Origin of the sequence: Marinobacter litoralis, from assembly GCF_003336705.1 — a bacterium.
Lineage (GTDB): Bacteria > Pseudomonadota > Gammaproteobacteria > Pseudomonadales > Oleiphilaceae > Marinobacter > Marinobacter litoralis.
Genome location: NZ_QMDL01000003.1, coordinates 372,649 through 395,034, shown reverse-complemented (window position 1 = coordinate 395,034; position 22,386 = coordinate 372,649). Strand labels below are relative to the sequence as shown.

Below are 22,386 nucleotides of genomic sequence, written 5' to 3'. Positions count from 1 at the left end.
TATGGCGGATCACCAGACCTACTACGTTCCCGAACAGAGTAAGTGGCCCATTATCGCCACCGTTGGCCTTGGGGTGACCCTCTACGGTGCGGCATCAATCATGGTCAACGGCAATCAAGGTGAAAGCACCACCGGTTCCTGGGTGATGTTCTGGATTGGCGCATTGATCATGGCTTACATGTTGTTTGGTTGGTTCGGCAGCGTGATTCGTGAAAGCCGGGCCGGCCTGTACAGCGATCAGATGGACCGTTCGTTCCGTTGGGGCATGAGCTGGTTCATTTTCTCAGAGGTGATGTTCTTTGCCGCCTTCTTCGGAGCACTGTTCTACGTGCGGGTGTTCGTAGTGCCCTGGCTGGGGGGCGAGGGTGACAAAGGCAGTTCCAACATGCTCTGGGAAGGCTTCCAAGCCAGTTGGCCATTAGTAAACAACCCCGATCCACAAGCGTATCAAGGACCGTCAGAGGTGGTTGGGCCTTGGGGATTGCCGTTGCTCAACACCATTCTACTGGTGACATCCTCGTTCACCGTGACCATTGCCCACCACGCCTTGAAGGCCGGCGATCGCGCCAAGGTGAAGCTCTGGATGGCGCTGACCATTGCGCTGGCCGTTGTGTTCCTGTTTGTTCAGGGTTACGAATACGCCCATGCCTACAACGATCTGGATCTGACGCTGCAGTCTGGTATCTATGGCAGTACGTTCTTCATGCTGACCGGTTTCCACGGGGCCCACGTTCTGTTGGGTACCATCATGCTCACGATCATGCTGATTCGGATCTCCAAAGGGCATTTCACCGCAGACAACCACTTCGGCTTTGAGGCCGCGGCTTGGTATTGGCACTTTGTGGATGTGGTGTGGCTAGGGTTGTTCGTGTTTGTTTACGTACTTTGAACGCTGGCGTTATCTACGGTGTCGGGTTGAGGGTAATCGATCCGGACCAGAGCGCGATCAATAGCAGGACGAGCAACATCACACTCAAGGCAACCCGGACTGCCAGGGAGTTGACCACCCTCCGGGTTTTGCCGCCATCGTGGATCAAGAAAAACAGACCGCTGAATAAGCTCACAACAACGGCGAACAGCAATACGACGATGGCAACTTTAAGCATGGGGGATCCCGTTGTTATTGATTGTTTTGGCGTTGGCCGAAAAGGTTTAGGCCCTCTCCTTATCTCCACTATAGCAAAGCATGGGTAGGCTGGTTTGATGGATCGCCGATGGCAGTTTGATTGGCGCTTGCTTGTTTTCAGCGGGCTACTCCTGCCTCTTCTGTTGAGCCTGGGCATCTGGCAATTGAACCGGGCTGATGAAAAGCAAACCTTACTGGAAGCATGGCAACAAAGAGCCAGTGATAAGCCTTGGGCGGAAGTGATGACCGGAGATTTACAGCCCGGTTTGCCGGTGTATCTCACGGGTTTTTACGATGGGCAAAGCTGGTTATTGGATAACCGGACCCGGGACGGCGTGCCTGGGTATGAAGTGCTGACCGTGTTTCGGCCGCTTGAGGGGCCGGTCGTAGTGGTCAATCGAGGCTGGATCCAGGGTTCGCGAACCCGAAATATCTTGCCGATGATTGAAACCCCGAACGAACTCCTCACATTGGAAGGCCGTTTGGCGGAGTATCCGGAGCCCCCGGTTTTGGCCGAAGTCAATTCATCGGAATCCGGTTGGCCGAAACGAGTGCAAGCGTTACCGAAAACCAAGGTGGCCGAATTCGTGGATGAACCGGCTCCGATGATCGTTATGCTTTCTGATCCAAAACAACCCGGCGCCTACCGCGCCGACAGGGTTCCGGATGTGATGGGTCCTCAAACTCATTATGGATATGCGGTGCAATGGTTTGCGCTTGCGGCAGTGCTGACTATATTGACTGTAGTAGCGAGTTATAGGCGTAGCGAGACATAAAACAATAACGAACGACTGAAAGGCAGGAGCCGATCATGACAACGACAACGGCTGACTCCATGAGTGGGCGCGATTCCTCGAGCCCGGAACAGATTCGCCGTGGCCGGCGCACAGCGATTCTTTTGTTTGCTGTAGGCTTTGGGCCCATGGTGCTGGCGACCATCATGTTTTATACCGGCTGGTTAAACCCGGCAGGCCACACCAACAACGGTGAACTTCTTCAGCCGGTCGTGCCGGTACAGACGCTGAATCTTGAAACCCATACCGGCGAGCCACTGGCGGATCGTTTTGGTGTGGATAAGGTGGACCCCCAGTGGTTGATGCTGGTTGCGGCCGGACATTGCACCGAAGAGTGTGAGCAACTGCTGTATCTGGCGCGGCAAGTCAATATTGCACTTGGCAAAGAAGCCCCGCGAGTGAGCCGTGCAGCCTGGTTGGGTTCAACACCGGCAGCCTTGGATGCACGCTGGAATCAGGAATACCAACGAATGGAACGGTTGACGTTGATGCCCGGAATGGCCCCCGCTTGGCCTGAAGGGGTAAACCCCGCAACGGAACCCCGTATTCTTCTTGTCGACCCCTTTGGCAATGTCATGATGCATTACGGAACCGACAACACCGGTAAGCAGATGCTCAAAGACATCAAACGGCTGCTGAAGCTGTCTCAGATTGGCTAACCGGGAGGGGGATGCGGTGAACCAGACTCCAACAGACGCCCTGGCCCGAAAGCTAGCGTTCTGGTCCACATTGGCTTGTGCGCTGGCCGTGGTGGTGATCATGCTCGGTGCATGGACGCGTTTGGTCCACGCCGGTCTTGGCTGCCCGGACTGGCCAGGTTGTTATGGCTTTCTGACAGTGCCCCAGAGTGAAGCCAACATTGCCATTGCGAATGCACGTTTCCCAGAAACCCCGGTGGATGTCGCCAAAGGCTGGCCGGAAATGATCCATCGCTATGCCGCCGGTACGCTGGGGTTGGTGGTGTTCGGATTGGCCATTGCCGCCATTCGTCATCGCCGTGAACAGCTACCTGTGCGATTGCCATTGTTTATCGCGGGCTTCATATTGCTGCAAGGCGCATTCGGAATGTGGACGGTCACGCTCAAGCTCTGGCCTCAAGTAGTGGCGCTGCACTTGTTAGGTGGGTTTACCACGCTTAGCCTGTTGTTCTTGCTGACGTTGAGATTGCGTAAACGTGCAGGTGCTCAAAGTCTGTCGGCGGGCAGAGTTGCTGCCACCCTGACTAAGCTTCGCCCATGGCTATACGGTGGCCTGCTCCTGGTTGTGCTCCAGATAGCGCTCGGAGCCTGGACCGCGGCCAATTACGCGGCCGTCGCGTGCACTGACTTACCTACTTGCCAAGGCCAGTGGTGGCCGGAAGGCATGGATTTTCAGCATGGCTTCGATATTGCTCAGCAAGTGGGTCCGAATTATCTGGGTGGGCAGCTAACCGATAGTGGCCGTGTTGCCATTCATGTGACCCACCGGTTGGGGGCGGTCATTGTGCTGTTATACCTGGGTTTTCTAATGATACAGCTCTGGCGACAGCGTGGCGGCAGTGGCCTGGACCGCAGTATTGCTTTGGTGGCCGGCGTGCTGGCGATTCAGTTCAGCCTGGGCTTAGCCAACGTCTGGTTTCATATTCCGCTTGGCATTGCCGTGGCTCATAACGCCATGGGGGCCGGGCTCCTGCTGTCGATGATCAATCTGATCTGGCGGCATTCCCAGTTACCGCATTTCCAAACGGCGACGGCATCCCACACAACAACCATAACTCGGGAGGTAACGGCATGAGCGAGCAAGTGAAAGCGCTGCCGGTTCAGAAATCTACAGGGTCTGCAACACACATTTCGTGGCATGATTACCTGGAACTGACCAAGCCGCGGGTTGTGGCGTTGATGATTCTGACCTCTCTGATTGGCATGTTGCTAGCCGTCCCGGGAGTGCCGGGCTGGAACGTGTTGTTCTTCGGCAACCTCGGAATCGCCTTGCTGGCCGGTGCTGCGGCTGTGGTTAATCACGTGGTGGATCAAAAAATCGACACAGTCATGGCGCGTACCCGCAAACGCCCGGTGGCGACTGGCCGGATTGCGCCCTTCGATGCCATTTTGTTTGCCGTGGTGCTGGCGGCGGTCGGAATGATTGTGCTCATGTGGCAGGTGAACGAGATTACCGCCTGGCTCACGCTGGCATCTCTGGTGGGTTATGCGGGCGTTTACACCTTATTCCTGAAGCGTGCGACACCTCAGAACATCACCATTGGCGGCCTTGCGGGGGCGATGCCGCCACTGCTGGGCTGGACCGCGGTAACCGGGCAGGTGGAAGGCCATGCGCTGCTGCTGGTGTTGATCATATTTGCCTGGACCCCGCCACACTTCTGGGCCCTGGCCATTCACCGCAAAGAGGAATACGCCAAAGCGGGCATCCCGATGTTGCCCGTCACCCACGGCAACAAATACACCGAGCTGCACATTGTGCTGTACACCGTGATGCTGTTGGTGGTCAGCCTGCTGCCTTTTGTCACCGGCATGTCGGGCGGCATCTACTTGGTGGGTGCGCTGGTGTTAGGTTTACGATTCCTGCAATATGCCATTCGCTTGCTGAAAGGCGATGATCGCCGGGTAGCGATGGACACCTTTAAGTACTCCATCGTGTATCTGATGGCGTTGTTCGTGGTGCTACTGGTGGATCACTTCGTCTTTTTCTGACTCGTGAGCATGACACTCATTTAACAGGGAGGCCCTATGGGGCGTTCGCTACGTATTACGCTGATTGGGTTGTTTCTGATTGTGGCTCTTGTATTCGGCTTAACCGTAGGGCGTCAGGTGTTTCTGGCGAACAGCGAGCCGGCACCGGCACCAGACCTGAGTGAATACAACACTTATGTGTATGACCAGCCGCGTGAGTTGACGGAATTTACCTTGTTGAATGAGCAAGGGGAAACCGTAACCCGAGAGGATCTGAAAGGCCGCTGGAGCTTTGTGTTTGTGGGCTACACCAATTGCCCGGACATCTGCCCTGCGGCCATGGCGAACCTGCGCCAAACCGATAAACTGTTGTCCGCCGAACTGCCACAGCCGGATTATCTGCTGGTGACCGCTGACCCGGAACACGACACCCCGGACACCCTGAAAGCTTATACCGGTTTTTTTGGTGAACATTTCCACGGTTTGACCGGTGAGCTGGATACACTCAGATCGCTGGCGAAAAGCCTGAGTGCCGTTTTTGTGCACCGCGAAGTAGATGGTCAGCTTTTGGTGGACCACAGCGGGCACTTCGCGTTGCTGAATCCCGACGGCAAACTGCAGGCTCTGATTCAGCCACCGCACAACCCCAAAGAACTAGCGGAAGCCTTCGAGCGAATATACCGCTGGGCCAAGACGAATCACCCCAGAGCTGCAGGCGTCTGATCCCCCTGTGCCTTAGGTCTGACTGACAAAGCCCATCGACTGCCATACACTGCCCGATTAATGCTTTTACCATGCTTAGCCGGGCAGTAATCATGACATCATCACCGACTGTTTCTCCCAAACAGCTATTCACCGTTCTGCTGGCCGGCGGGCTTGTGTTGTTGGTGGTGCACACCTTGGGCCGGTTTATTTATACGCCATTAATGCCCTATCTGGTGGCGGACGATCAGATAAATGCTTCTCAAGGTGCCGCGATCGCAACGTGGAATTATCTGGGCTACTTGGTGGGTGCCCTGCTGGCGATACGTTGGCATCGGATCGACCAAATTCGCTTCCTGCTACCGCTATTCATGCTGGTGCATGTCATTACAACGCTGATCATGACTCAAACTGACCACCTTACGGTGATGTCGGTGGTGCGCTGGCTAAATGGCGTGGCAAACGGGGTGATCTTCGTGCAAGCACCCGCTTTGATTCTGGAATGGCTGGTGTTGCGAAACCGCGCTTCATTGAGTGGCTTGGTGTATATCGGCGTTGGCACCGGGCTGTTGGTATCCAGTGGCTTGGTGGCAGGCCCTGCAGACTTCCTCGAAGGCGCACAGCGCTGGTGGCCAGCGCTGTTGGTATCAATCCCGCTGGGTTGGTGGGGCGTGATGCAACTGCGCAAGCTGGATGTGCCGGTTCGTGATCATGATGACTCTGGCAAAGCGATTACCACTACACCCCTGCTGGATCGCGCCAGTGTACCGTTATTTTTGAGCTACGCCGGTGCCGGCTTGGGGTACATCTTACCCATGACCTTTTTGCCGCTATTGGCCAATCTTGAGTTGCCAGCTGACCACTTTCTGCAGGACGGCACGTGGATGCTGGTCGCGATTGTGACCATCCCGTCGCCCTGGTTATGGAACAAACTCGGTGCCGTGATGGGCGACCTGCGGGCGCTGAGGTTGAACTTTATTATCCAGTTGGCAGGCGTTCTGGCTGCAGTGGTCTGGCCCGGTGCCGTTGGTTTGGTGTTATGCGCGATGCTGGTGGGCGGCACGTTTGTGGGCACGGTTCTACTTACTCAAAGAACCGGGCGTGCGTTGCACCCCCACCAAGGCCCAAGGCTGTCGGCTGCCATGGTGGCGCTGTATGGTTTTACCCAAATGGTTGGCCCATGGTTAACCAAGCAGTGGCTGGATGCGGGCGGTACTTTGTTGTCGGCATTCGGTATTGGTGTGGCGGCTCTGGCATTTGGGTTGGTGTTTGCGTTTTTTGTGCCTCGCCCGGAGGTTTGGCATTCTCGGTCTTGAGTCTGGTTTGGCCAACTAAACCGTCGTTCAATCATGGTAGTGTTTTAACATATCTCATTATTCTGCAGGGTGTGGGAGGGGTTTTGAATTTTGGGTCGAACAAAGGTGTCTGAGCGAAGCGAGTTCTTTTTCGGCCCAAAATTCAAAACCCCTCCCGCGCCACCCCCAAACCAAAAAGGCTAAACCCAACACCCCCCCATGCCCCCAATAGAAGCCATACTCCCAAAGCTAACCCAATCCCTGAACCAAAGCACCACAGCCCTGCTACAAGCCCCCCCGGGAGCCGGCAAAACCACTCGAGTGCCCCTGGCGTTATTGGATGCACCATGGCGGGATGACCGGAAGATCCTGATGCTGGAACCCCGGCGCTTGGCGGCAAGATCGGCGGCGCGGTTTATGGCGACACAGTTGGGAGAGGCCCCGGGGCAAACGGTTGGGTACCGGACCCGGTTGGATACCAAGGTTTCTGCGAACACCAAGATTGAAGTGGTTACTGAAGGCATTCTCACGCGCTTGATTCAGAGCGACCCCATGCTGGAAGACTACGCCGCCGTGCTTTTCGATGAATTCCATGAGCGTTCGCTACAGGCCGATCTGGGCTTGGCGTTGGTACGGGAAACCCAGCAGGCATTGCGGGAGGATCTTCGGATACTGGTGATGTCGGCGACACTGGATACCGCGCCGATCGCCAGAGTACTGGGTGATGTGCCGGTGATCAGCAGTGAAGGCCGGGCGTTTCCGGTGGAGGTGATGTACCGCCCGGTGCCCCGGAATGGCCGGGTGGTGGATCAGGTGGTGTCGGTCGTGCAGGAGGCTCTGCAGAATCAGACCGGTTCGGTATTGGTGTTTTTACCGGGTGCCGGGGAAATCCGACGGGTCGCGCAGCAGTTGCAGGGGCAGCTGCCGGACAACGCAATACTGGCACCGCTCTACGGTAATCTGAAATCCGAGGAACAGGACCGCGCCATTTCACCGGCCCCTGCTGGCAGCCGAAAAATCGTACTGGCTACCGCCATCGCCGAGACCAGTCTGACCATCGAAGGTGTGCGGGTGGTGATTGATGCCGGCCAACAACGCCGGGCGGTATTCAATCCGAACAGTGGCATGACCCGCCTGATGACTGGCCGGGTATCCAAAGCGTCTGCAGAACAGCGTAAAGGCCGGGCCGGTCGTATCGAGCCGGGTGTGTGCTATCGGCTGTGGAGCGAGTCCGAGCAGTTCGGACTGGCCGATTTTACCCCGCCAGAGATTCAAGAAGCCGATTTAGCCCCCTTGGTGTTGGAGCTGGCCCAATGGGGTGCCCGTTCGCCGGACCAAGTGGCGTGGATCGATTCACCGCCGATCGCACACTGGCAGCAGGCGGTGACCTTGTTGCAGTGGCTGGATTTACTGGATGCCGAGGGTGCCATCACCGATCACGGCAAGGCCGCCCGGGATCTGGGTATGCATCCGCGCTTGGCGCACATGGTGATCAAAGGCCGCATTTTGGGGCTGGGGCAACTGGCAGCGGAGTTGGCCGCTTTGCTGGAAGAGCGGGATTTGCTTGGGCCGGGCTCCGGTGCTGATTTGCATGAACGCATTCGGGTGTTACGTGGCGAGCGCGGCCATCGCGGCATAGATGTGGCCCGTTTGAAAGCGGTGAAACAGGCGGCCAAGCGCCTTTGCCGAGACGAAGCCTCAGCAGAGCTGCCCACCGAGACCGAAGTGGGCCGGGTGTTGGCCCAAGCTTACCCCGACCGCATTGCCCGCCGTCGTCCCGGAAGCACACCCCGCTACCAACTCAGTAACGGCAAGGGCGCGGTGTTGCGGGAAGACGACGCCTTGGCTCGACAGGAGTGGCTGGTCGCGGCGGACTTGGACGGCAAAGCCCGGGAAGCGACCATGTATTTGGCGGCACCGGTAGATTTGTCGGATCTGGAGCAGGATCTCGCGGCCCATATCGAAGACCGCGAAGAAGCCCTCTGGGACGACAAACGGGGCACTGTTTTGGCCCGGAAGGTTCGCAAGCTGGGTTCGTTGGTGCTCGCTGAGCAAGCGCTGGCTCAGGTGGCGCCGGAGTTGCTCCAGCAAGGCTTGTTGGATGCCGTTCGGCGCAAGGGACTGGATAGCTTGCCTTGGACACCGGCTGCCCAACAGTGGTGTGCACGGGTTCGGATGCTGGGCCATCAGTTCCCCGGTGATTGGCCGGACGTCAGCGACAGTGCATTGCTGGAGTCGCTGGAGGATTGGTTGGCACCCTATTTGTCGGGTATGAAGCGCTGGGCAGACCTGGCTGGCCTCAATCTGGTTCAGGCTCTGAATACACTATTGGATTATCCACAACAGCAGCGGTTGGAAGAACTTGCCCCGCGCGCGCTGACGATACCTACCGGCCAGAATGTTACCTTGGATTACAGCGCTGATAACGGGCCGGTGCTGGCGGCTAAACTGCAGGCTTTGTTCGGTTGGACGGAAACCCCCAAAGTCGCCGGTGGCCGCGTGCCGGTGGTCATCCACTTGTTGTCTCCAGCCCAGAGACCACTGGCAGTCACTGCCGACTTGGCCAGTTTCTGGAAGAACGCCTACCCGGAGGTTCGCAAGGACACCCGTGGCCGATACCCCAAGCACCCTTGGCCGGAAGATCCACTGACCGCGCAAGCACAACAGGGCACGAAAAAGCGCCCTGCCAAGTAACCTTTGTGCCTTTGATCACTGGCCCGTAATGCGACGATGCGCACTAACGGAGTGCGCTGCTTAGGCCCAACGTGCGGGCGTGAAAAAAGCCCGAATTTCGCATGAAAAAAACGCTTGTCAGTTGCTCAAAGCTGATTAAAATGCCGGCAATTTCATCCGTTCGGCGGCCACACATGCAACTCGTGTCTTTTAATGTCTTTCGTACCCTCGGGTTCCCCGATACCACGGTCCTCAAGCCTGAGCATTTCCAGCGTCACAAGGATTTGTTGAAGGAAGCGGATTGGGTGCTCTTCCCTGAATACTGGCAACTGAACGCACTGGTACACGGATTGAAATGCCGAGTATTTCCCAGTGTCGCCAGTTACCGAATTGGCCACGACAAGATCGAAATGACCCGGGCCTTTCAAACCGTCGCCCCCGAGCACACGCCTTGGACACGCATCGAGGCCAATGGCCCGCAGGAGCGGGAGGCACTTTGGAACGCCATGCCTCTACCCTTTGTTGCCAAGCTGCCGAAGTCCAGCATGGGTGACGGTGTATGGCTGATTGAGTCCCGGGAGGACTGGCAGCGTTATTGTGATTGTACCGACGTGTTGTACGTGCAGGAGTACCTGCCGATTGACCGGGATGCGCGAGTGGTGGTTGTGGGTGACCGGGTTGTGGCCGCCTATTGGCGAACGCAGGCAGAGCAGGGCTTTTATAACAACGTAGCGAAGGGTGGGCAGGTCGATACCCGCGAAGTCCCTGCGGTGGTCACCGACCTCGCGCTGCGTCTGGCGCGAATGCTGGACGTTAACCACGCAGGCTTTGATATTGCGGTCGTGGAGGGCTACCCCTATGTACTTGAGTTCAATCGCCTGTTCGGTAACGCGGGCTTGGCGAAAGGCAGCGATCTCAACGAGGCCATTTTGGACTATCTAAAGGCCCGGCACAGTGCTGAAAATCCGGAAGGACCGACAGAGCCGCCGCCATTGTGGCCGGTGGCTGTGTAGGCTTGAATCGATAGACTAGAAATCCGTGTTGCGCATGGGGATTTTCGCACCTGGTTTATGGGTATATATGCGCATTTGCGGTGATCAAAGAAAAGCCTGATGATCGCGAAATCCTATGGGTGCTGCAGCCGTGCTGTGGGGCCTTTTTCTATGTCTGCTTTCCCTATGGAGGGATGCACCACTGATGATCGACGCAGCCAACGCACATATTGCTGATTACTACGACGCCGAAACCTTCAAGCGTATCAAGGAATTCTCCGAAACGAAGGAAACGCCGTTTGTAGTGATTGATACCGCTACCATTAATCGTCAATACGATGAGTTGGTGGAAGGATTCCCTTATGCGAAGGTTTATTACGCGGTAAAGGCTAACCCGGCCCCCCAGATTTTGACCATGCTGAGGGACAAAGGCGCCAACTTTGATATCGCATCGGTGTATGAGCTGGAAAAAGTGATGGCGTTGGGGGTTACCGGCGATCGCATCAGTTACGGCAACACCATCAAAAAGGCCAAAGACGTGCGGGCCTTTTACGAAAAAGGTGTGCGCTTGTTTGCCACGGATTCCGAGGCGGACCTGCGCAACATTGCCAAAGCCGCGCCCGGCTCGAAGGTGTACGTGCGCATTCTGACGGAAGGTACGCTCACCGCAGACTGGCCTTTGTCCCGCAAGTTCGGTTGCCAGACCGACATGGCCATGGACCTGTTGATTCTGGCTCGGGAACTGGGCTTGGTGCCCTACGGTGTGTCGTTCCACGTGGGTTCCCAGCAGCGCGAAATTGGTGCCTGGGACGCGGCGCTGAACAAGGTGAAGGTCATCTTTGAGCGTCTGAAAGAAGAAGACGGCATTGAGCTGAAAATGATCAATATGGGCGGTGGTTTTCCGGCCAATTACATCAGCCGTACCAACGAGCTGAGTGTTTATGCTCAGGAAATTGCCCGTTTCCTAGAGGAAGACTTCGGTGTCGATCTACCGGAAATCATCATTGAGCCGGGCCGTTCACTGATTTCCAATGCCGGTGTGCTGGTCAGCGAAGTGGTGCTGATTTCCCGCAAATCACGCACAGCGTTGCACCGATGGGTGTTTACCGATGTGGGTAAGTTTTCGGGTTTGATCGAAACATTGGATGAAGCGATCAAGTTTCCGATCTGGACGGAAAAGGAAGGCGTTGGTGAAGACTGCGTAATTGCCGGTCCAACCTGTGACAGTGCCGACATCATGTACGAGCACCACAAGTACCCGTTGCCGTTAAATCTGGCCATTGGGGACCGGATGTATTGGTTGTCTACAGGCGCCTATACCACCACCTACAGTGCAGTAGAGTTCAACGGATTCCCTCCGTTGAAGGATTACTACATCTAAAAAGTATCGATGTTTGGCCGAGGTCAGTCGTCAGGGCGACCTCGGCCCAAGCGGCTTATTTTTGAATCAGCTACGGTTTAGCTTTAACCGGAAGGCAATGGGCAGCACCAGCACACTGTAGGCTAGGATCACCCACACTGCGTGACGGATATCGCCGGTCCAGTCCGCCAGAACCCCGCCCAGCATTGGCACTGAAAACGCCAGTGTGTAGCCGACCAGAAAGGTTCCCGCAGAGAGCCGGCCGGTTTCCTCGGAAGACACCAGCAAGGGTGGCAAAGCCACCAGAAGAATCAGCAAGATACCCGCGAAAAAGCTCATGAAGGTAGCGCTGATGATCGACGCCCAGCCGGTCAGCAATAGTGCACCGAAAGTCCCGCTAATACTCAGAATCGCCATCACGACAATCAAACTGCGCAGCCCTACCCATCGCCGTGCCATTTTCAGCATGACCAGCGAGGCGAAAACCTGCGCGAAGTTGTACCAGAACAACGCGTCCGGGAGCAGGTCGAAGTTGCCTTGTTGCTCCAGCAAATTCCCCATATAAGCATTCAGCCCGAAGAACGATGAGCCGGATAGCCCTAACAGCAAACCCAATCGCAGCGTAAGCGGGTTCTTCCAGTCGGGTAGCCAAGCCGATCTTCGCACCGGTCGAGCCAAATCCCGCTTAGGAAGAAACAGTGCAGCCGCGACCAACAGCGCCGGTAGCGACCAAGCCAGCAGCGTGGCGCGCCAACTGTTGTCCAGCAAAGGCATAAGAACCGGTAAGGTAATTCCCGCCCCTATAAATTCGCCCATCAACATGCCATTCATATAAATGGCGGACCCGATGGCCAAGTGGTGTGGTTCAAGCCAGCGCGGTAGTAGCGCGGGTAAGGCCGGCTGCATCATGGCGACACCCAGCCCCATGATCGCGCTGGCGATCATCAGCGTCAGGGTGTCGGGCACTAACCCCCGGCCAGCGGACCCAATCACCATGATCAACATGGCCAACGCCAGAGTGTTACGCGGGCCGATACGGGAAATGGCAAGCGACCCGGGCATAGCGCCAATGGCGAGCATCAGAATAGGTAAAGTCGTCAGTGCACCGGTGAGCGCTTGCGTCAGGCCCAGTTCGTCACTGATGAACGGTGCCAGCGGCGGTGCCACCAGCACCGGTATTCTTAGGTAAACACCGGCTAACCAAAGCAACACCGCCACCGGCAGCAGCTTGGCTGGCGATGGCGATGTGTTCGCGGCGATAGCGTTTGCCACGGCGTGCGAATCAGTCTTCGCTGGTGTCGGGCAGGTAGGCACCGTCTTCGTCGTGTACTTCCTGACCGGTGACTGGCGGGTTGAAGGCACAGATCAAACGCATGTCTTCGGTACCACCGCGCAGGGTGTGTTGGTCGTGTTGGTCGAGTGCGTACAGGGTGCCGTCGGTAATTTCGTGAGTTTCACCCGTCGCCTTGTCGGTAATGGTGCCATTGCCGGCTACGCAGTAAACGGCTTCCAGGTGATGCTTGTACCAAAGGTTCAGTTCAGCACCGGCCGGAATGATGGTTTCGTGGAACGAGAAACCCATGCCGTCTTTTTTCAGAAGCATGCGGCGGCTGGTCCAGCCCGGGCCCGTGACTTCGCGTTCGGTACCAATAATGTCTTGCACTCGTACGATTTTCATTCACATTCCTCATTGTGTGATGGAATAGCCTTACAGTATAAACATGCCCGTCAGCCGCGATTCAACCGCCAGTTGTCATAAACGGCCATGGCCTGAGCAATCGCCCGAGTCAGATTTTGCCGCTGCGACTCGCTTAATGTTCGCTGTTTTCGGCACCGATCGAGCGCTCGCTGAATCTCGCGTCGGCTGGTTTTGTCGAGCTGTTCCAGCCAATGATGGTCGGCCGGCTCAAGCGCCAGCAAGTCTCGCCCTGCGTGGTTTCGGTGGCTGATGTGCCACCAGTGATCGACCGCCCGGCCGAGAATGACATAGCCAAATTGGCTGTCCTGAACCGGGCCGAAGGTGGCGGACTGAAGCCCGTTTTGCAGGGGCCCGATGCTGAGTGCCGGCAGCAGCAAACGATCCCCGTATAAATAACTACCCGCCGCACCGATCAGCCCACCGACCAGAGCTCCGGTGCCCAGTGAAGAACCGAAGGTCAGCGCATCCACCCCCGCGCCGCCCATGGCCCCGGCTCCGAAACCGGCGGTTGCCAGATACTTCTTGCTGACGGCCCAGTGTTGGCGGGTATCTTCAGAAAACAGGTCGTGCTGGTTGGCCCATTCCAGTTCTGCTTCCTGACGGGTAATGCGTTGGTGCTGGTACAGGTGTTCGATGTCGATGCGCAGGGATTGCTCGCGTCGGCGCTGTCGCTTGTACCAGCGGTCTCGTAGCGTTTCGGCGAGCGTGGCTTCGCTGGTACTGGCTACTTGGTCCAGCGTCAGCGTGCGTTTCTCCTGATAGCTCATTAACTCTTCCAGCGCTCGGGCAATCATGCCAGCTGCCAGTCGCTGGCGCTGGTTCCGTTGCTCAGCCAGCCGTTGCGTGGCTTCCTCCAATGGCTGCTCCCAGTCGGGCTCCAGTTGGCCGAATGTTCGCAACAGGCTCAGATGTTTCTCGAACGGAGCACGAACGGCATCGAACTTGCGGACAACTTGGAAGAACTGTCCAAGCGCAGCCTGCCACACATCGCTGTAGTCGTCGGGGCCAATGCTGTTGATCAAAGCCAGGCTTGGGCGACCGGTCCAGCGCAGGATCGTCATTTCCGCTTCGTGTTCTGCGCTGTATGGAACCGAGCCGTCTACCACGTAAATGATGCCGGCCCCTTCGATGATGGGGGTGAGTAACTCGCACTCATCGGTGTAGCGATCGTCGCCTTTATGCTGAACGACAAAGGCGCGGACGGTTTCGGGATGATCCGAAGCAGACAAACTGTGCGCCTCCAGCCATTGCAGCACCCGCCTCGGGCGCTGAAAACCCGGGGTGTCCGTCAGTGTATAAAGTTGTTTGCCATCAACCGTTAATGGGTAGCGTTGACTGGCCCGGGTGGTGCCGGGTTCCAGAGCGATCGCAATGGCGTCGTTCTGGGACAGGGTGGCGACCACGCTGGATTTGCCTTTGTTCGGATGGCCGACTACCGCGAATACCGGAGGTTGTTTCATGGTGCTAAGCCTCCGGTCGGGTAAGGAGTGTCCGGCGCGGACGGTAACAGAGCGACGGTCGCGAAGCCCTCGGGAAGCCGTTCGGTAAAGCGCAGCCAAGGTTGAATCAGGTGGTTTTTAGGGCGCTCATTGGCGTTGTTTGCCAAGGGCAGAAGCATGACTCGAGATCCTTCAGGCCATTGTTCCATGGCTTGTTCCAGAAAATCGTGCAGTTCGCCGGTTGGTGGCTCCCAGCTGCGGGTAACCAGAATGACGGCGGGTGAGGTTTCTTGTGCGAGATCTTTGGCCAGTGTGGCTAAAACGAGATCGTCTTCGGCTAACGACGCTCGGCCTCCGGCTTTCAGAATCTGGCTGTCGTGCATGGTTAACTGTTGAGGCAGCTCTGGCTCGCCGGCGCCGGCCCAGCAAATCAGGTGACGGGTGTTACACAGATCGCTGGCGGTGGCTTGAGTTCGGACATCCGGCAGATCGCTCGCATCGTTATGTTGGTTGCCGGTGTCGAGTGTCGGGGTTTCCATTCGGTACAACAGCGCTTGCATGCCCGGGTGGCTGTGCAGCAGTTGGCGAGCTTTGCGGGCTGTCAGCCAGTGGCTGAACCCTAACAGTAGCATTCTGGGAAGCATCACCCAGGTAATCCAGAGCATTACCACGAACGGCCACCAGTTGCCCCATTGCTCCGGGGTGGCTCCTTGGCTGGCGGGTGCGGCCCGGAAAAATCGGGTTGCTTCAATCAGCTCCTGAGACGGCACGGCCGCCGGCCACAACGACGACCAGGGTAAGGCGATGGCTTGAACTAAGCGATGATAGCTGGCGGCGGCGGTATCGAGCGTGGTACTCCAGCCAAACGCCAAATCCTGAATGACCAGTAAAATGAACAAAGTGAGCAAACCGGTGAGGGCAAAGGCAACACCACCCGTATGCCCGGCACGAGCCATGAGGATCGGTTGCAAAGGCATCAGTGCGCTTGCCTGAGATTGGGGTATGAGGCGTTTGGATAACCGGCGCCATGGCTGCCAGCCCATCAGTGATTGGGCGGTGGTCGCCAGTGCCAGAAGGAGTTGTAAAAGAACGAAGGCCAGAAGCACGGTAATGTTGATACGTTGGCCGCCGTCGTAGAAAAGCAGGCCTGCCATCGTGAGCACGCCGAACACAGCACCGGCTGCGGCGAACCCGCTGTTAATGCGTCGCCACTGTTTCTCTACGTTACGCCCGGTTTGTTCTTCGCTGCCGGGGCCGCTGAGCCGCCGCATGTGATCGAGCCAGTGTTCGGCGGTTGGGCTGATTCCCTGCTGCTCACAATCGAGGGCAAAGCGACGGTCCCGGCGGTGCAGAAACGCCGGGGCTTGATCCCTGTCCCGCTGGAAGCGGTTATCAACGTCCAGCAACAGACGGAGGGTGTTCTGGCTCATGCAGCGTCCTGATAAATTCGATCGGGTTTGCTTTCCTGCTAGGATATAGCCAACGACGCTAACGAAGCCAGCCGGAAACCCTATGCCCCACCACTTGATGAATCTTCGCAACGTACCGGATGATGAGGCTGATGACATCCGCGCGCTGTTTGAAGAGCACGATGTCCGTTACTACGAAACACCTCCGAGCCGGTGGGGTATCAGTATGGGCGGGTTTTGGGTGCACGATGATGACGAAGCGGCCCGGGCAAGAGCTTTGTTGGACGACTACCAAGCGCGGCGCCTGGCCCAGCAGCGCCAGGAATACGATGCCCGTTGTGAGCGTGGTGAGACCGGCCTTTGGCACCAGTTCCGTTCCCGGCCGGTGACTTTTCTTGCGGCAATCATTGCGATTGCCGCTATCCTGAGTTTGACGTTGCTACCCTACATCCGTTTGTAGCAACGATGGCGAGCCTTTCATGAAGCAGATTTTCCCCGATAAAAACAAAACCGGGTTAACCCGTGAGCTGATCGACGCAATGGCGCCTATGTTTGAGCAAGCCAGTGCCGGTGCCATCGCAATTGATGTGCAGAGCCGCATCACCTGGATCAACCAGTGTTATGCCGATTTGCTGCAATTACCGTCTCCCTCTTCGGTCATCGGCAAAGAAATTTGGCGGGTGATTCCGCATACCCGAATGCCGGAAGTGGTCGCGACCGGAAAGCCCATGCTGCTCGACATCATGGAGCACAATGAACAACAGTTAGTGGTTTCACGTTTACCGTATTATGACGACAACGGCGCGGTCGTGGGTGCCGTGGCATTTGTGCTTTACGACGATGTCCAGCCGTTGACTCCGCTGGTTTCCAAGTTTCGGCGTTTGCACCAGGATCTGGCCGCTGCCCGAAAAGCGCTGGCGAAAAAGACCCGAGGCACGCGTTACAGCCTGACCGATTTTGTCGGTGCCAGCCCCCAGGCCCTGGAAGTAAAACGCCGGGCCCGACTGGCGTCCGGGCGAGACGTGCCCGTGTTGCTGCTGGGTGAAACCGGCACCGGTAAAGAAGTGTTGGCACAGGCGATTCACTCCGCCTCGGAGCGGGCGGAAAAACCGTTTGTCGGGGTCAATGTGGCGGCGGTGCCGGAGAACCTGTTGGAGGCCGAATTCTTCGGCGTTGCTCCCGGGGCCTATACCGGCGCAGACAAACGCACACGAGACGGTAAGTTCCAGCTGGCCAACGGCGGCACGTTGTTTTTGGACGAAGTCGGTGACATGCCCCTGCCACTGCAAGCGAAGCTGTTGCGCGTGCTGCAGGAGGGTGAAATCGAGCCGCTGGGTTCGAATAAGCTCAGTTCAGTGGATGTTCGGGTGATTGCCGCCACTAGCCGGAATCTTGACGAGATGATGGCCGAAGGCAGCTTCCGTTCCGATTTGTATTACCGACTGAACGTGCTGGAAATCTGGATACCGCCTTTGCGCGAGCGATTGGTGGATCTGGGGATCTTGTCTGAGGTGCTGTTGGGTGAGATTTGTGAAAGCCAAGGCCTGCGTGGCGAAATCACCGATGCCGGTATTGCCGCTCTGGGTGCCTATCATTGGCCGGGAAATATTCGGGAATTACGGAACGTACTGGAGCGGGCTCTGACCATGAGCGAAGAAGGTGAACTTCTGGATGCAGGTGCTATTCTGAAAGTACTGCCCGGTGGCGATGCAGAGGCCGTCCCGAAAACGCCGTTCCGCCCGGTGCGACCGCTGGCTCGGGTTATTGCGTTAGCCGAAGCCCAGGCCATTGAAGAGGCGTTGGCGGCCTGCCGCGGTAATCGTACCCGAGCGGCCAAGCTGCTGGGGATTTCTCGTTCGGTCTTGTATGAAAAAATGGCGAAATTGTCCGGAAATTAGGACGGTTGTCCGGAAGTTCAGACAGTTAGCTAAGACTTTTAGTGATTTTTGTCTGGATTTACGGACATTTGCCACGATCGCTCAGCTTTATTTTGGAATAAATATATTATTAATCAGTGGGTTAGGTTGCTTGGCATAAGCGTTGCTGATTTCAGAGTGTAGTACGTCAGAACAACGCTTGAATAACAACTGACGCAACACTGTTGGACCACATAATCGCGCCAGTTGGATTTCTAGCGTTGTCTGATTCTATAAAAAGCTTACCGGCGGAATGGCCGGATGGCGGACGACAACAACAAGAAGGATCCAATACATGTCGATCAAGCAAAAGCTCTCTCGTCTTACGTATGGGATCACTGCCGCGGCAGTGATCAGTGGCGGTCTCGCCAGCAGTGATGTACTCGCCGCCGAGAAAGTGCGCTGGCAAGTACCCCTGGCCTTCCCCTCGCATCTGATTGGCCTGACCACGCCGGTGAAGCATTTGAGTGAGAACCTCAAGGCCATCTCTGGTGGTGATATCCAGTTGCGTTACTATGAGCCCGGGGAGCTGGTTCCACCGTTTGAAATAATGGATGCCGTTGGTAGTGGCAAATATCCGGCCGGTTATACCTGGGTTGGATACGATCAAGGCACTATTCCCTCCCTGCCGCTCTATTCCGGAGCCCCGTTCAACATGGAACCACCCGCTTATCTGGCGTGGTACTACGAAGGTGATGGCCGGGAACTGCTGGAAGAAATCTACGCAGAGCGCAACATTCACCCGATGCTGTGTTCCATCATTGGCCCTGAGGGTGCCGGCTGGTTCGCGAAGCCAATCAAAGGGGTGGAAGACTACGACGGCCTGAAGATCCGCTTTGCCGGTATCGGCGGTAAGGTGCTGGAGAAACTCGGTGCCTCAGTGACCATGGTGCCGGGTGGCGAGATCTATCAGGCGCTGGAGCGTAAAACCATTGACGCGACCGAGTTCTCGCAGCCTGCAATCGACAAGATGCTGGGCCTTGATCAGATCATCAAGAACTACATCATGCCGGGTTGGCACCAGACTTTGACCACGTCGCACCTATTGGTGAACAAAGACGCCTGGGAAGACCTGGAACCAGAGTCGCGTGCGTTGATTGAAATGGGCTGTGAAGCCGCCACGCTGAAAGGCTTTGCCCAAAGTGAATGGGCGCAACCTACCGCTTTGCGTGATTATGAAAAGGAAGGCGTAACCGCCCAAACCCTACCAGAGCCAGTGCTGCGTGAGCTGCAAAAGGTCACCACCGAAGTGCTGGATGAAATTGCGGCTAAAGACCCGATGTTCAAGCGGGTTCTGACCAGCCAGCGCAACTTCATGGAACACCACTCCATCTGGCACTCGAAGGGCTACTTGCCCCGGACTTTCTACCAGTACGACTGATCACTGGATGATGATCATGACAGGCAGCGGATGCGCGCTGCCTGTCGCTCTCCCCTGCATCCGAAAGAATCGAGGTAAACGTGACGGACTCCAATACACCGGTGGGTGATCCAACCCTGCCCCACGATAAAGAGGGCTTGCCCTCTAACGCACTCTCATCGCGGCTGGATTGCCTCGTAGTTGCTGTCGGCCGGCTCAGCTCCTGGCTGTGGATAGGCGTGCTGCTGGTGGTGCTGACCAATGTGTTCTCGCGCTATGTGCTGGAGCAAGGGTCGATCGCTCTGGAAGAGCTGTCCTGGCACCTGTTCGGCATCGCTACCATGCTGACGTTGGGCTACGCAGTGGTCCGGGATGACCATGTGCGTGTAGACGTGTTGAAAGAAAAGTTTCCGCTCAAGGCCCAAGCCTGGATAGAGCTGCTGGGAATCATCGTTCTGGCGTTGCCTATCATTTATATGATGATCGATGCGCTGGTGCCATACGCCTGGAAGGCCTGGATCTATCAGGAGCGTTCGCAGGCACCCAGTGGCCTGCCGTACCGGTTTATTTTCAAGAGCATGCTGCCCCTTGGCCTGGCTCTGGTCATGCTGGCTTTATTCTCCCGAGCGACCCGGTGCACCACTTTGCTGTTTGGTTTTCCGAGAGCCATAGCGCCCACCCACGATGATCGCCGCTCCAGCGGCCATCCAAATCCTTGAGAATGAGATAGACGCTATGGGTGTAGAAGCAATTCTAGTAATCGCCATGTTTGCCAGCTTCATGTTTCTGCTGTTGCTGGGCTTCCCGGTGGCCTGGTCGCTGGCCGGTATTGGATTGGTGTTCGGCATCGTCGGACATGTGATGGTGGAGTATTTCGACTCCCCGATCTGGTTTACCTGGCAAGGCACCATTGGCGTGCTGGATGCCAGAATCTACGGCATTGTCGCCAATGAACTGATGGTGGCGCTGCCCATGTTTATCTTCATGGGCATCATGCTGGACCGCTCCGGCATAGCCGAGAAACTGATGCACAGCCTGGTTCGCGTGTTAGGGCCATTGCGTGGCGGCTATGCCGTGACGGTGGTCATCGTTGGCGTGTTACTGGCGGCATCTACCGGCATTGTCGGTGCCTCGGTAGTGCTGCTAGGTATGTTGTCTCTGGGACCCATGATGCAGGCCAAGTACAACAAGTCGCTGGCGGTGGGAACCGCTTGTTCGGTAGGCACCTTGGGCATTCTGGTGCCGCCCAGCATCATGCTGGTACTGATGGCCGACCGGCTGGGTACGTCGGATGCCTCTGTGGGTAAGTTGTTCATGGGCGCTCTGATTCCCGGTGTGATGCTCGGAGCCATGTACATTTTGTACATCCTGATCGCCTCTTTCATAAAAAAAGATCTGGCCCCCGCGCCAGAGAATCGTGAGCCGCTGGATGCCAGGGCCATTCTTGGTGTGGTTCAGGCGGTATTGCCGCCGATGGTGCTGATCATCGCGGTGTTGGGGTCTATTTTCTTCGGGATCGCCACCACCACCGAAGCTTCAGCTGTGGGTGCCGGGGGCGCATTGTTGATGGCTTTTGTCAGCAAGCGCCTGAACATGGAAACCCTGAAAGAGTCTCTGTATCAGACCAGCCGAACCTCGGCGTTTATCTTTGGCATCTTCATCGGTGCCACGGTATTTGCGTCGGTGCTGCGCGGTTTGGGAGGTGATGAGGTCATTGAGGGGGCCATTACCGGCTTGCCCTTTGGAACCACCGGTGTGTTGCTGACGGTGCTGTTCATTACCTTCCTGCTGGGCTTTTTCCTGGATTGGGTCGAGATCACCTTGATCGTCCTGCCGCTGGTAGCGCCGGTACTGTTCAAGATGGGCGTCGAGCCCGTGTGGTTTGCGATCATGTTTGCCATTTGCCTGCAAACCTCCTTCTTGACCCCGCCGGTCGGATTTTCGCTGTTTTACATCAAAGGAGTGTGTCCGCCGGAAATCACCACCCGGGACATTTATCTGGGCGTATTGCCCTTCATCGCATTGCAAATACTGGCGTTGGCGTTGGTGTTCTGGTTTGAGCCGTTGGCGACCTGGCTGCCTAACGAAGTCTACGGCGGCTCTTGAACCCATTTGCAGTGTTAACGACAGACAATAACGAAACAACAATAAGGGGACTGTGATGAAACGTCTTCAACAGCAAACTGCATTAGTCACCGGCGCGGGACGAGGTATTGGTCGTGCCATTGCGGAACATTTCGCCCGCGAGGGTGCCCGCGTGGCGGTCGCCGATCTTACACTGGACAGCGTGGCAGACACCGTTGCCGCGATCGAGCAGGCGGGCGGCACGGCAATGTCCCTGGCCATGGATGTGACCGATGAAGCGGCGGTAAGCCAAGGCGTGGCCGCGATTGTGGAAAAGTGGGGGCGACTGGATATCGCCCTTGCCAATGCCGGTATCCAGCACATTGGACCGGTACATAAATTGGCCTATGCTGAATGGAGTAAGGTGATGCGTGTGCATTTGGATGGTGCGTTCCTGGTTACCAGAGCGGCCTTGCAGCAAATGTACGAGCAAAACAGCGGCACTATGCTGTACATGGGTTCGGTGCATTCGCTTGAAGCGTCGCCCCTGAAAGCACCGTATGTGGCGGCCAAGCACGGTATGCTCGGATTGTGCCGGGCGGTGGCGAAAGAAGGCGCGGAATTTGGTGTACGCAGCAACATCATTTGCCCCGGCTTTGTGCGCACGCCATTGGTGGATAAACAGATTCCCGAACAGGCCAAAGAATTGGGGATCTCGGAACAAGACGTCATCAGCAAGATTATGTTGAAGAATACCGTGGATGGCGAATTTACAACCGTGGACGATGTGTCTGAACTGGCGGTCCATTTGGCGGCCTTCCCATCCAATGCTTTGACAGGACAATCCATGGTGGTCAGCCACGGTTGGCATATGCAGTAAATACCCGGAGA

At 56.8% G+C, this 22,386-nt stretch carries 21 protein-coding genes; 16 read left to right on the top strand and 5 right to left on the bottom strand.

The features are described from left to right. The first annotated feature begins 1 nt into the window (after position 1). Positions 2-889: a cytochrome c oxidase subunit 3 gene (locus tag DOQ08_RS11535; RefSeq protein ID WP_114335071.1), complete on the top strand. Its 888-nt coding sequence runs from the start codon at positions 2-4 to the stop codon at positions 887-889. Between the two features lie 13 nt (positions 890-902). Here DOQ08_RS11535 and DOQ08_RS11530 read toward each other — a convergent pair whose 3' ends face one another. Further along, entirely contained in the window at positions 903-1,106 is a 204-nt protein-coding gene (locus DOQ08_RS11530; protein WP_114335070.1) for a twin transmembrane helix small protein, read from the bottom strand. 97 nt (positions 1,107-1,203) lie between these two features. Between DOQ08_RS11530 and DOQ08_RS11525 the strand changes: the two genes are divergently transcribed. The 9 genes from DOQ08_RS11525 to DOQ08_RS11485 all read left to right on the top strand — a co-directional run bounded on the left by DOQ08_RS11525 (position 1,204) and on the right by DOQ08_RS11485 (position 11,629). Then, the gene (locus DOQ08_RS11525) at positions 1,204-1,902 is read left to right on the top strand and encodes an SURF1 family protein (RefSeq protein WP_114335069.1); all 699 of its coding nucleotides are present in this window, start codon (positions 1,204-1,206) and stop codon (positions 1,900-1,902) included. A gap of 35 nt (positions 1,903-1,937) precedes the next feature. Then, complete coding sequence (locus DOQ08_RS11520; protein ID WP_114335068.1) at positions 1,938-2,579, top strand: hypothetical protein; 642 nt, start codon at positions 1,938-1,940, stop codon at positions 2,577-2,579. Between the two features lie 16 nt (positions 2,580-2,595). Next, entirely contained in the window at positions 2,596-3,693 is a 1,098-nt protein-coding gene (locus DOQ08_RS11515; RefSeq protein WP_206074863.1) for a COX15/CtaA family protein, read from the top strand. Further along, positions 3,690-4,607 (top strand): heme o synthase, encoded by a 918-nt coding sequence (gene cyoE / locus DOQ08_RS11510; RefSeq protein ID WP_114335067.1) that lies wholly within the window; start codon positions 3,690-3,692, stop codon positions 4,605-4,607. The genes DOQ08_RS11515 and cyoE overlap by 4 nt, the downstream gene beginning before the upstream one ends. A gap of 36 nt (positions 4,608-4,643) precedes the next feature. After that, the gene (locus DOQ08_RS11505) at positions 4,644-5,309 is read left to right on the top strand and encodes an SCO family protein (RefSeq protein ID WP_114335066.1); all 666 of its coding nucleotides are present in this window, start codon (positions 4,644-4,646) and stop codon (positions 5,307-5,309) included. 92 nt (positions 5,310-5,401) lie between these two features. Further along, a complete protein-coding gene (locus DOQ08_RS11500) occupies positions 5,402-6,604 on the top strand; it encodes a YbfB/YjiJ family MFS transporter (protein WP_114335065.1) in 1,203 nt (400 codons plus the stop codon). Between the two features lie 198 nt (positions 6,605-6,802). After that, a complete protein-coding gene (gene hrpB, locus DOQ08_RS11495; protein WP_114335064.1) occupies positions 6,803-9,277 on the top strand; it encodes an ATP-dependent helicase HrpB in 2,475 nt (824 codons plus the stop codon). A gap of 173 nt (positions 9,278-9,450) precedes the next feature. Then, positions 9,451-10,269 (top strand): ATP-grasp domain-containing protein, encoded by an 819-nt coding sequence (locus tag DOQ08_RS11490; protein WP_114335063.1) that lies wholly within the window; start codon positions 9,451-9,453, stop codon positions 10,267-10,269. 184 nt (positions 10,270-10,453) lie between these two features. Then, positions 10,454-11,629 (top strand): type III PLP-dependent enzyme, encoded by a 1,176-nt coding sequence (locus tag DOQ08_RS11485; RefSeq protein ID WP_114335062.1) that lies wholly within the window; start codon positions 10,454-10,456, stop codon positions 11,627-11,629. 66 nt (positions 11,630-11,695) lie between these two features. Here DOQ08_RS11485 and DOQ08_RS11480 read toward each other — a convergent pair whose 3' ends face one another. Genes DOQ08_RS11480 through DOQ08_RS11465 form a run of 4 tightly spaced genes read right to left on the bottom strand, consistent with a single transcriptional unit; the run spans position 11,696 to position 16,176 of the window. Beyond that, positions 11,696-12,880, bottom strand: a complete 1,185-nt coding sequence (locus DOQ08_RS11480; protein WP_114335061.1) for an MFS transporter — start codon at positions 12,878-12,880, stop codon at positions 11,696-11,698. 10 nt (positions 12,881-12,890) lie between these two features. After that, positions 12,891-13,286, bottom strand: a complete 396-nt coding sequence (locus tag DOQ08_RS11475; protein WP_114335060.1) for an ectoine synthase — start codon at positions 13,284-13,286, stop codon at positions 12,891-12,893. 50 nt (positions 13,287-13,336) lie between these two features. Next, positions 13,337-14,767, bottom strand: coding sequence for a GTPase/DUF3482 domain-containing protein (locus DOQ08_RS11470; protein WP_114335059.1), 1,431 nt, complete (start codon positions 14,765-14,767; stop codon positions 13,337-13,339). After that, positions 14,764-16,176 carry a DUF2868 domain-containing protein gene (locus tag DOQ08_RS11465; protein WP_114335058.1) on the bottom strand — a complete coding sequence of 471 codons (1,413 nt, stop codon included), beginning with the start codon at positions 16,174-16,176 and terminating at the stop codon, positions 14,764-14,766. Before DOQ08_RS11465 ends, DOQ08_RS11470 begins: the two co-directional genes overlap by 4 nt. Before the next feature lie 82 nt (positions 16,177-16,258). Here DOQ08_RS11465 and DOQ08_RS11460 point away from each other — a divergent pair, with 82 nt between their 5' ends. The 6 genes from DOQ08_RS11460 (at position 16,259) to DOQ08_RS11435 (ending at position 22,375) form a co-directional block, all read left to right on the top strand. After that, a complete protein-coding gene (locus DOQ08_RS11460; protein ID WP_114335057.1) occupies positions 16,259-16,615 on the top strand; it encodes a DUF6164 family protein in 357 nt (118 codons plus the stop codon). A 19-nt stretch (positions 16,616-16,634) separates the two neighbouring features. Beyond that, positions 16,635-18,053 (top strand): sigma-54 interaction domain-containing protein, encoded by a 1,419-nt coding sequence (locus DOQ08_RS11455; RefSeq protein WP_114335056.1) that lies wholly within the window; start codon positions 16,635-16,637, stop codon positions 18,051-18,053. A gap of 313 nt (positions 18,054-18,366) precedes the next feature. Continuing rightward, positions 18,367-19,452: a TRAP transporter substrate-binding protein gene (locus DOQ08_RS11450; protein WP_114335055.1), complete on the top strand. Its 1,086-nt coding sequence runs from the start codon at positions 18,367-18,369 to the stop codon at positions 19,450-19,452. An 80-nt stretch (positions 19,453-19,532) separates the two neighbouring features. After that, complete coding sequence (locus DOQ08_RS11445; RefSeq protein WP_114335054.1) at positions 19,533-20,150, top strand: TRAP transporter small permease subunit; 618 nt, start codon at positions 19,533-19,535, stop codon at positions 20,148-20,150. Positions 20,151-20,166: 16 nt separating this feature from the next. After that, the gene (locus tag DOQ08_RS11440; RefSeq protein ID WP_114335053.1) at positions 20,167-21,537 is read left to right on the top strand and encodes a TRAP transporter large permease; all 1,371 of its coding nucleotides are present in this window, start codon (positions 20,167-20,169) and stop codon (positions 21,535-21,537) included. 55 nt (positions 21,538-21,592) lie between these two features. After that, on the top strand, positions 21,593-22,375 hold the full coding sequence (locus DOQ08_RS11435; protein ID WP_114335052.1) for a 3-hydroxybutyrate dehydrogenase: 783 nt from the start codon (positions 21,593-21,595) through the stop codon (positions 22,373-22,375). Positions 22,376-22,386: the final 11 nt, after the last annotated feature.

Excerpts from the sequence above, each read along its gene's own strand:
- DOQ08_RS11490 (WP_114335063.1), top strand. The coding sequence starts at position 9,451 with ATGCAACTCGTGTCTTTTAATGTCTTTCGTACCCTCGGGTTCCCCGAT.
- DOQ08_RS11475 (WP_114335060.1), bottom strand. The coding sequence starts at position 13,286 with ATGAAAATCGTACGAGTGCAAGACATTATTGGTACCGAACGCGAAGTC.
- DOQ08_RS11525 (WP_114335069.1), top strand. The coding sequence starts at position 1,204 with ATGGATCGCCGATGGCAGTTTGATTGGCGCTTGCTTGTTTTCAGCGGG.
- DOQ08_RS11505 (WP_114335066.1), top strand. The coding sequence starts at position 4,644 with ATGGGGCGTTCGCTACGTATTACGCTGATTGGGTTGTTTCTGATTGTG.
- DOQ08_RS11520 (WP_114335068.1), top strand. The coding sequence starts at position 1,938 with ATGACAACGACAACGGCTGACTCCATGAGTGGGCGCGATTCCTCGAGC.
- DOQ08_RS11485 (WP_114335062.1), top strand. The coding sequence starts at position 10,454 with ATGATCGACGCAGCCAACGCACATATTGCTGATTACTACGACGCCGAA.
- DOQ08_RS11465 (WP_114335058.1), bottom strand. The coding sequence starts at position 16,176 with ATGAGCCAGAACACCCTCCGTCTGTTGCTGGACGTTGATAACCGCTTC.
- DOQ08_RS11455 (WP_114335056.1), top strand. The coding sequence starts at position 16,635 with ATGAAGCAGATTTTCCCCGATAAAAACAAAACCGGGTTAACCCGTGAG.
- DOQ08_RS11470 (WP_114335059.1), bottom strand. The coding sequence starts at position 14,767 with ATGAAACAACCTCCGGTATTCGCGGTAGTCGGCCATCCGAACAAAGGC.
- DOQ08_RS11530 (WP_114335070.1), bottom strand. The coding sequence starts at position 1,106 with ATGCTTAAAGTTGCCATCGTCGTATTGCTGTTCGCCGTTGTTGTGAGC.
- DOQ08_RS11535 (WP_114335071.1), top strand. The coding sequence starts at position 2 with ATGGCGGATCACCAGACCTACTACGTTCCCGAACAGAGTAAGTGGCCC.
- DOQ08_RS11500 (WP_114335065.1), top strand. The coding sequence starts at position 5,402 with ATGACATCATCACCGACTGTTTCTCCCAAACAGCTATTCACCGTTCTG.
- DOQ08_RS11450 (WP_114335055.1), top strand. The coding sequence starts at position 18,367 with ATGTCGATCAAGCAAAAGCTCTCTCGTCTTACGTATGGGATCACTGCC.
- DOQ08_RS11440 (WP_114335053.1), top strand. The coding sequence starts at position 20,167 with ATGGGTGTAGAAGCAATTCTAGTAATCGCCATGTTTGCCAGCTTCATG.
- DOQ08_RS11460 (WP_114335057.1), top strand. The coding sequence starts at position 16,259 with ATGCCCCACCACTTGATGAATCTTCGCAACGTACCGGATGATGAGGCT.
- DOQ08_RS11435 (WP_114335052.1), top strand. The coding sequence starts at position 21,593 with ATGAAACGTCTTCAACAGCAAACTGCATTAGTCACCGGCGCGGGACGA.
- hrpB (WP_114335064.1), top strand. The coding sequence starts at position 6,803 with ATGCCCCCAATAGAAGCCATACTCCCAAAGCTAACCCAATCCCTGAAC.
- cyoE (WP_114335067.1), top strand. The coding sequence starts at position 3,690 with ATGAGCGAGCAAGTGAAAGCGCTGCCGGTTCAGAAATCTACAGGGTCT.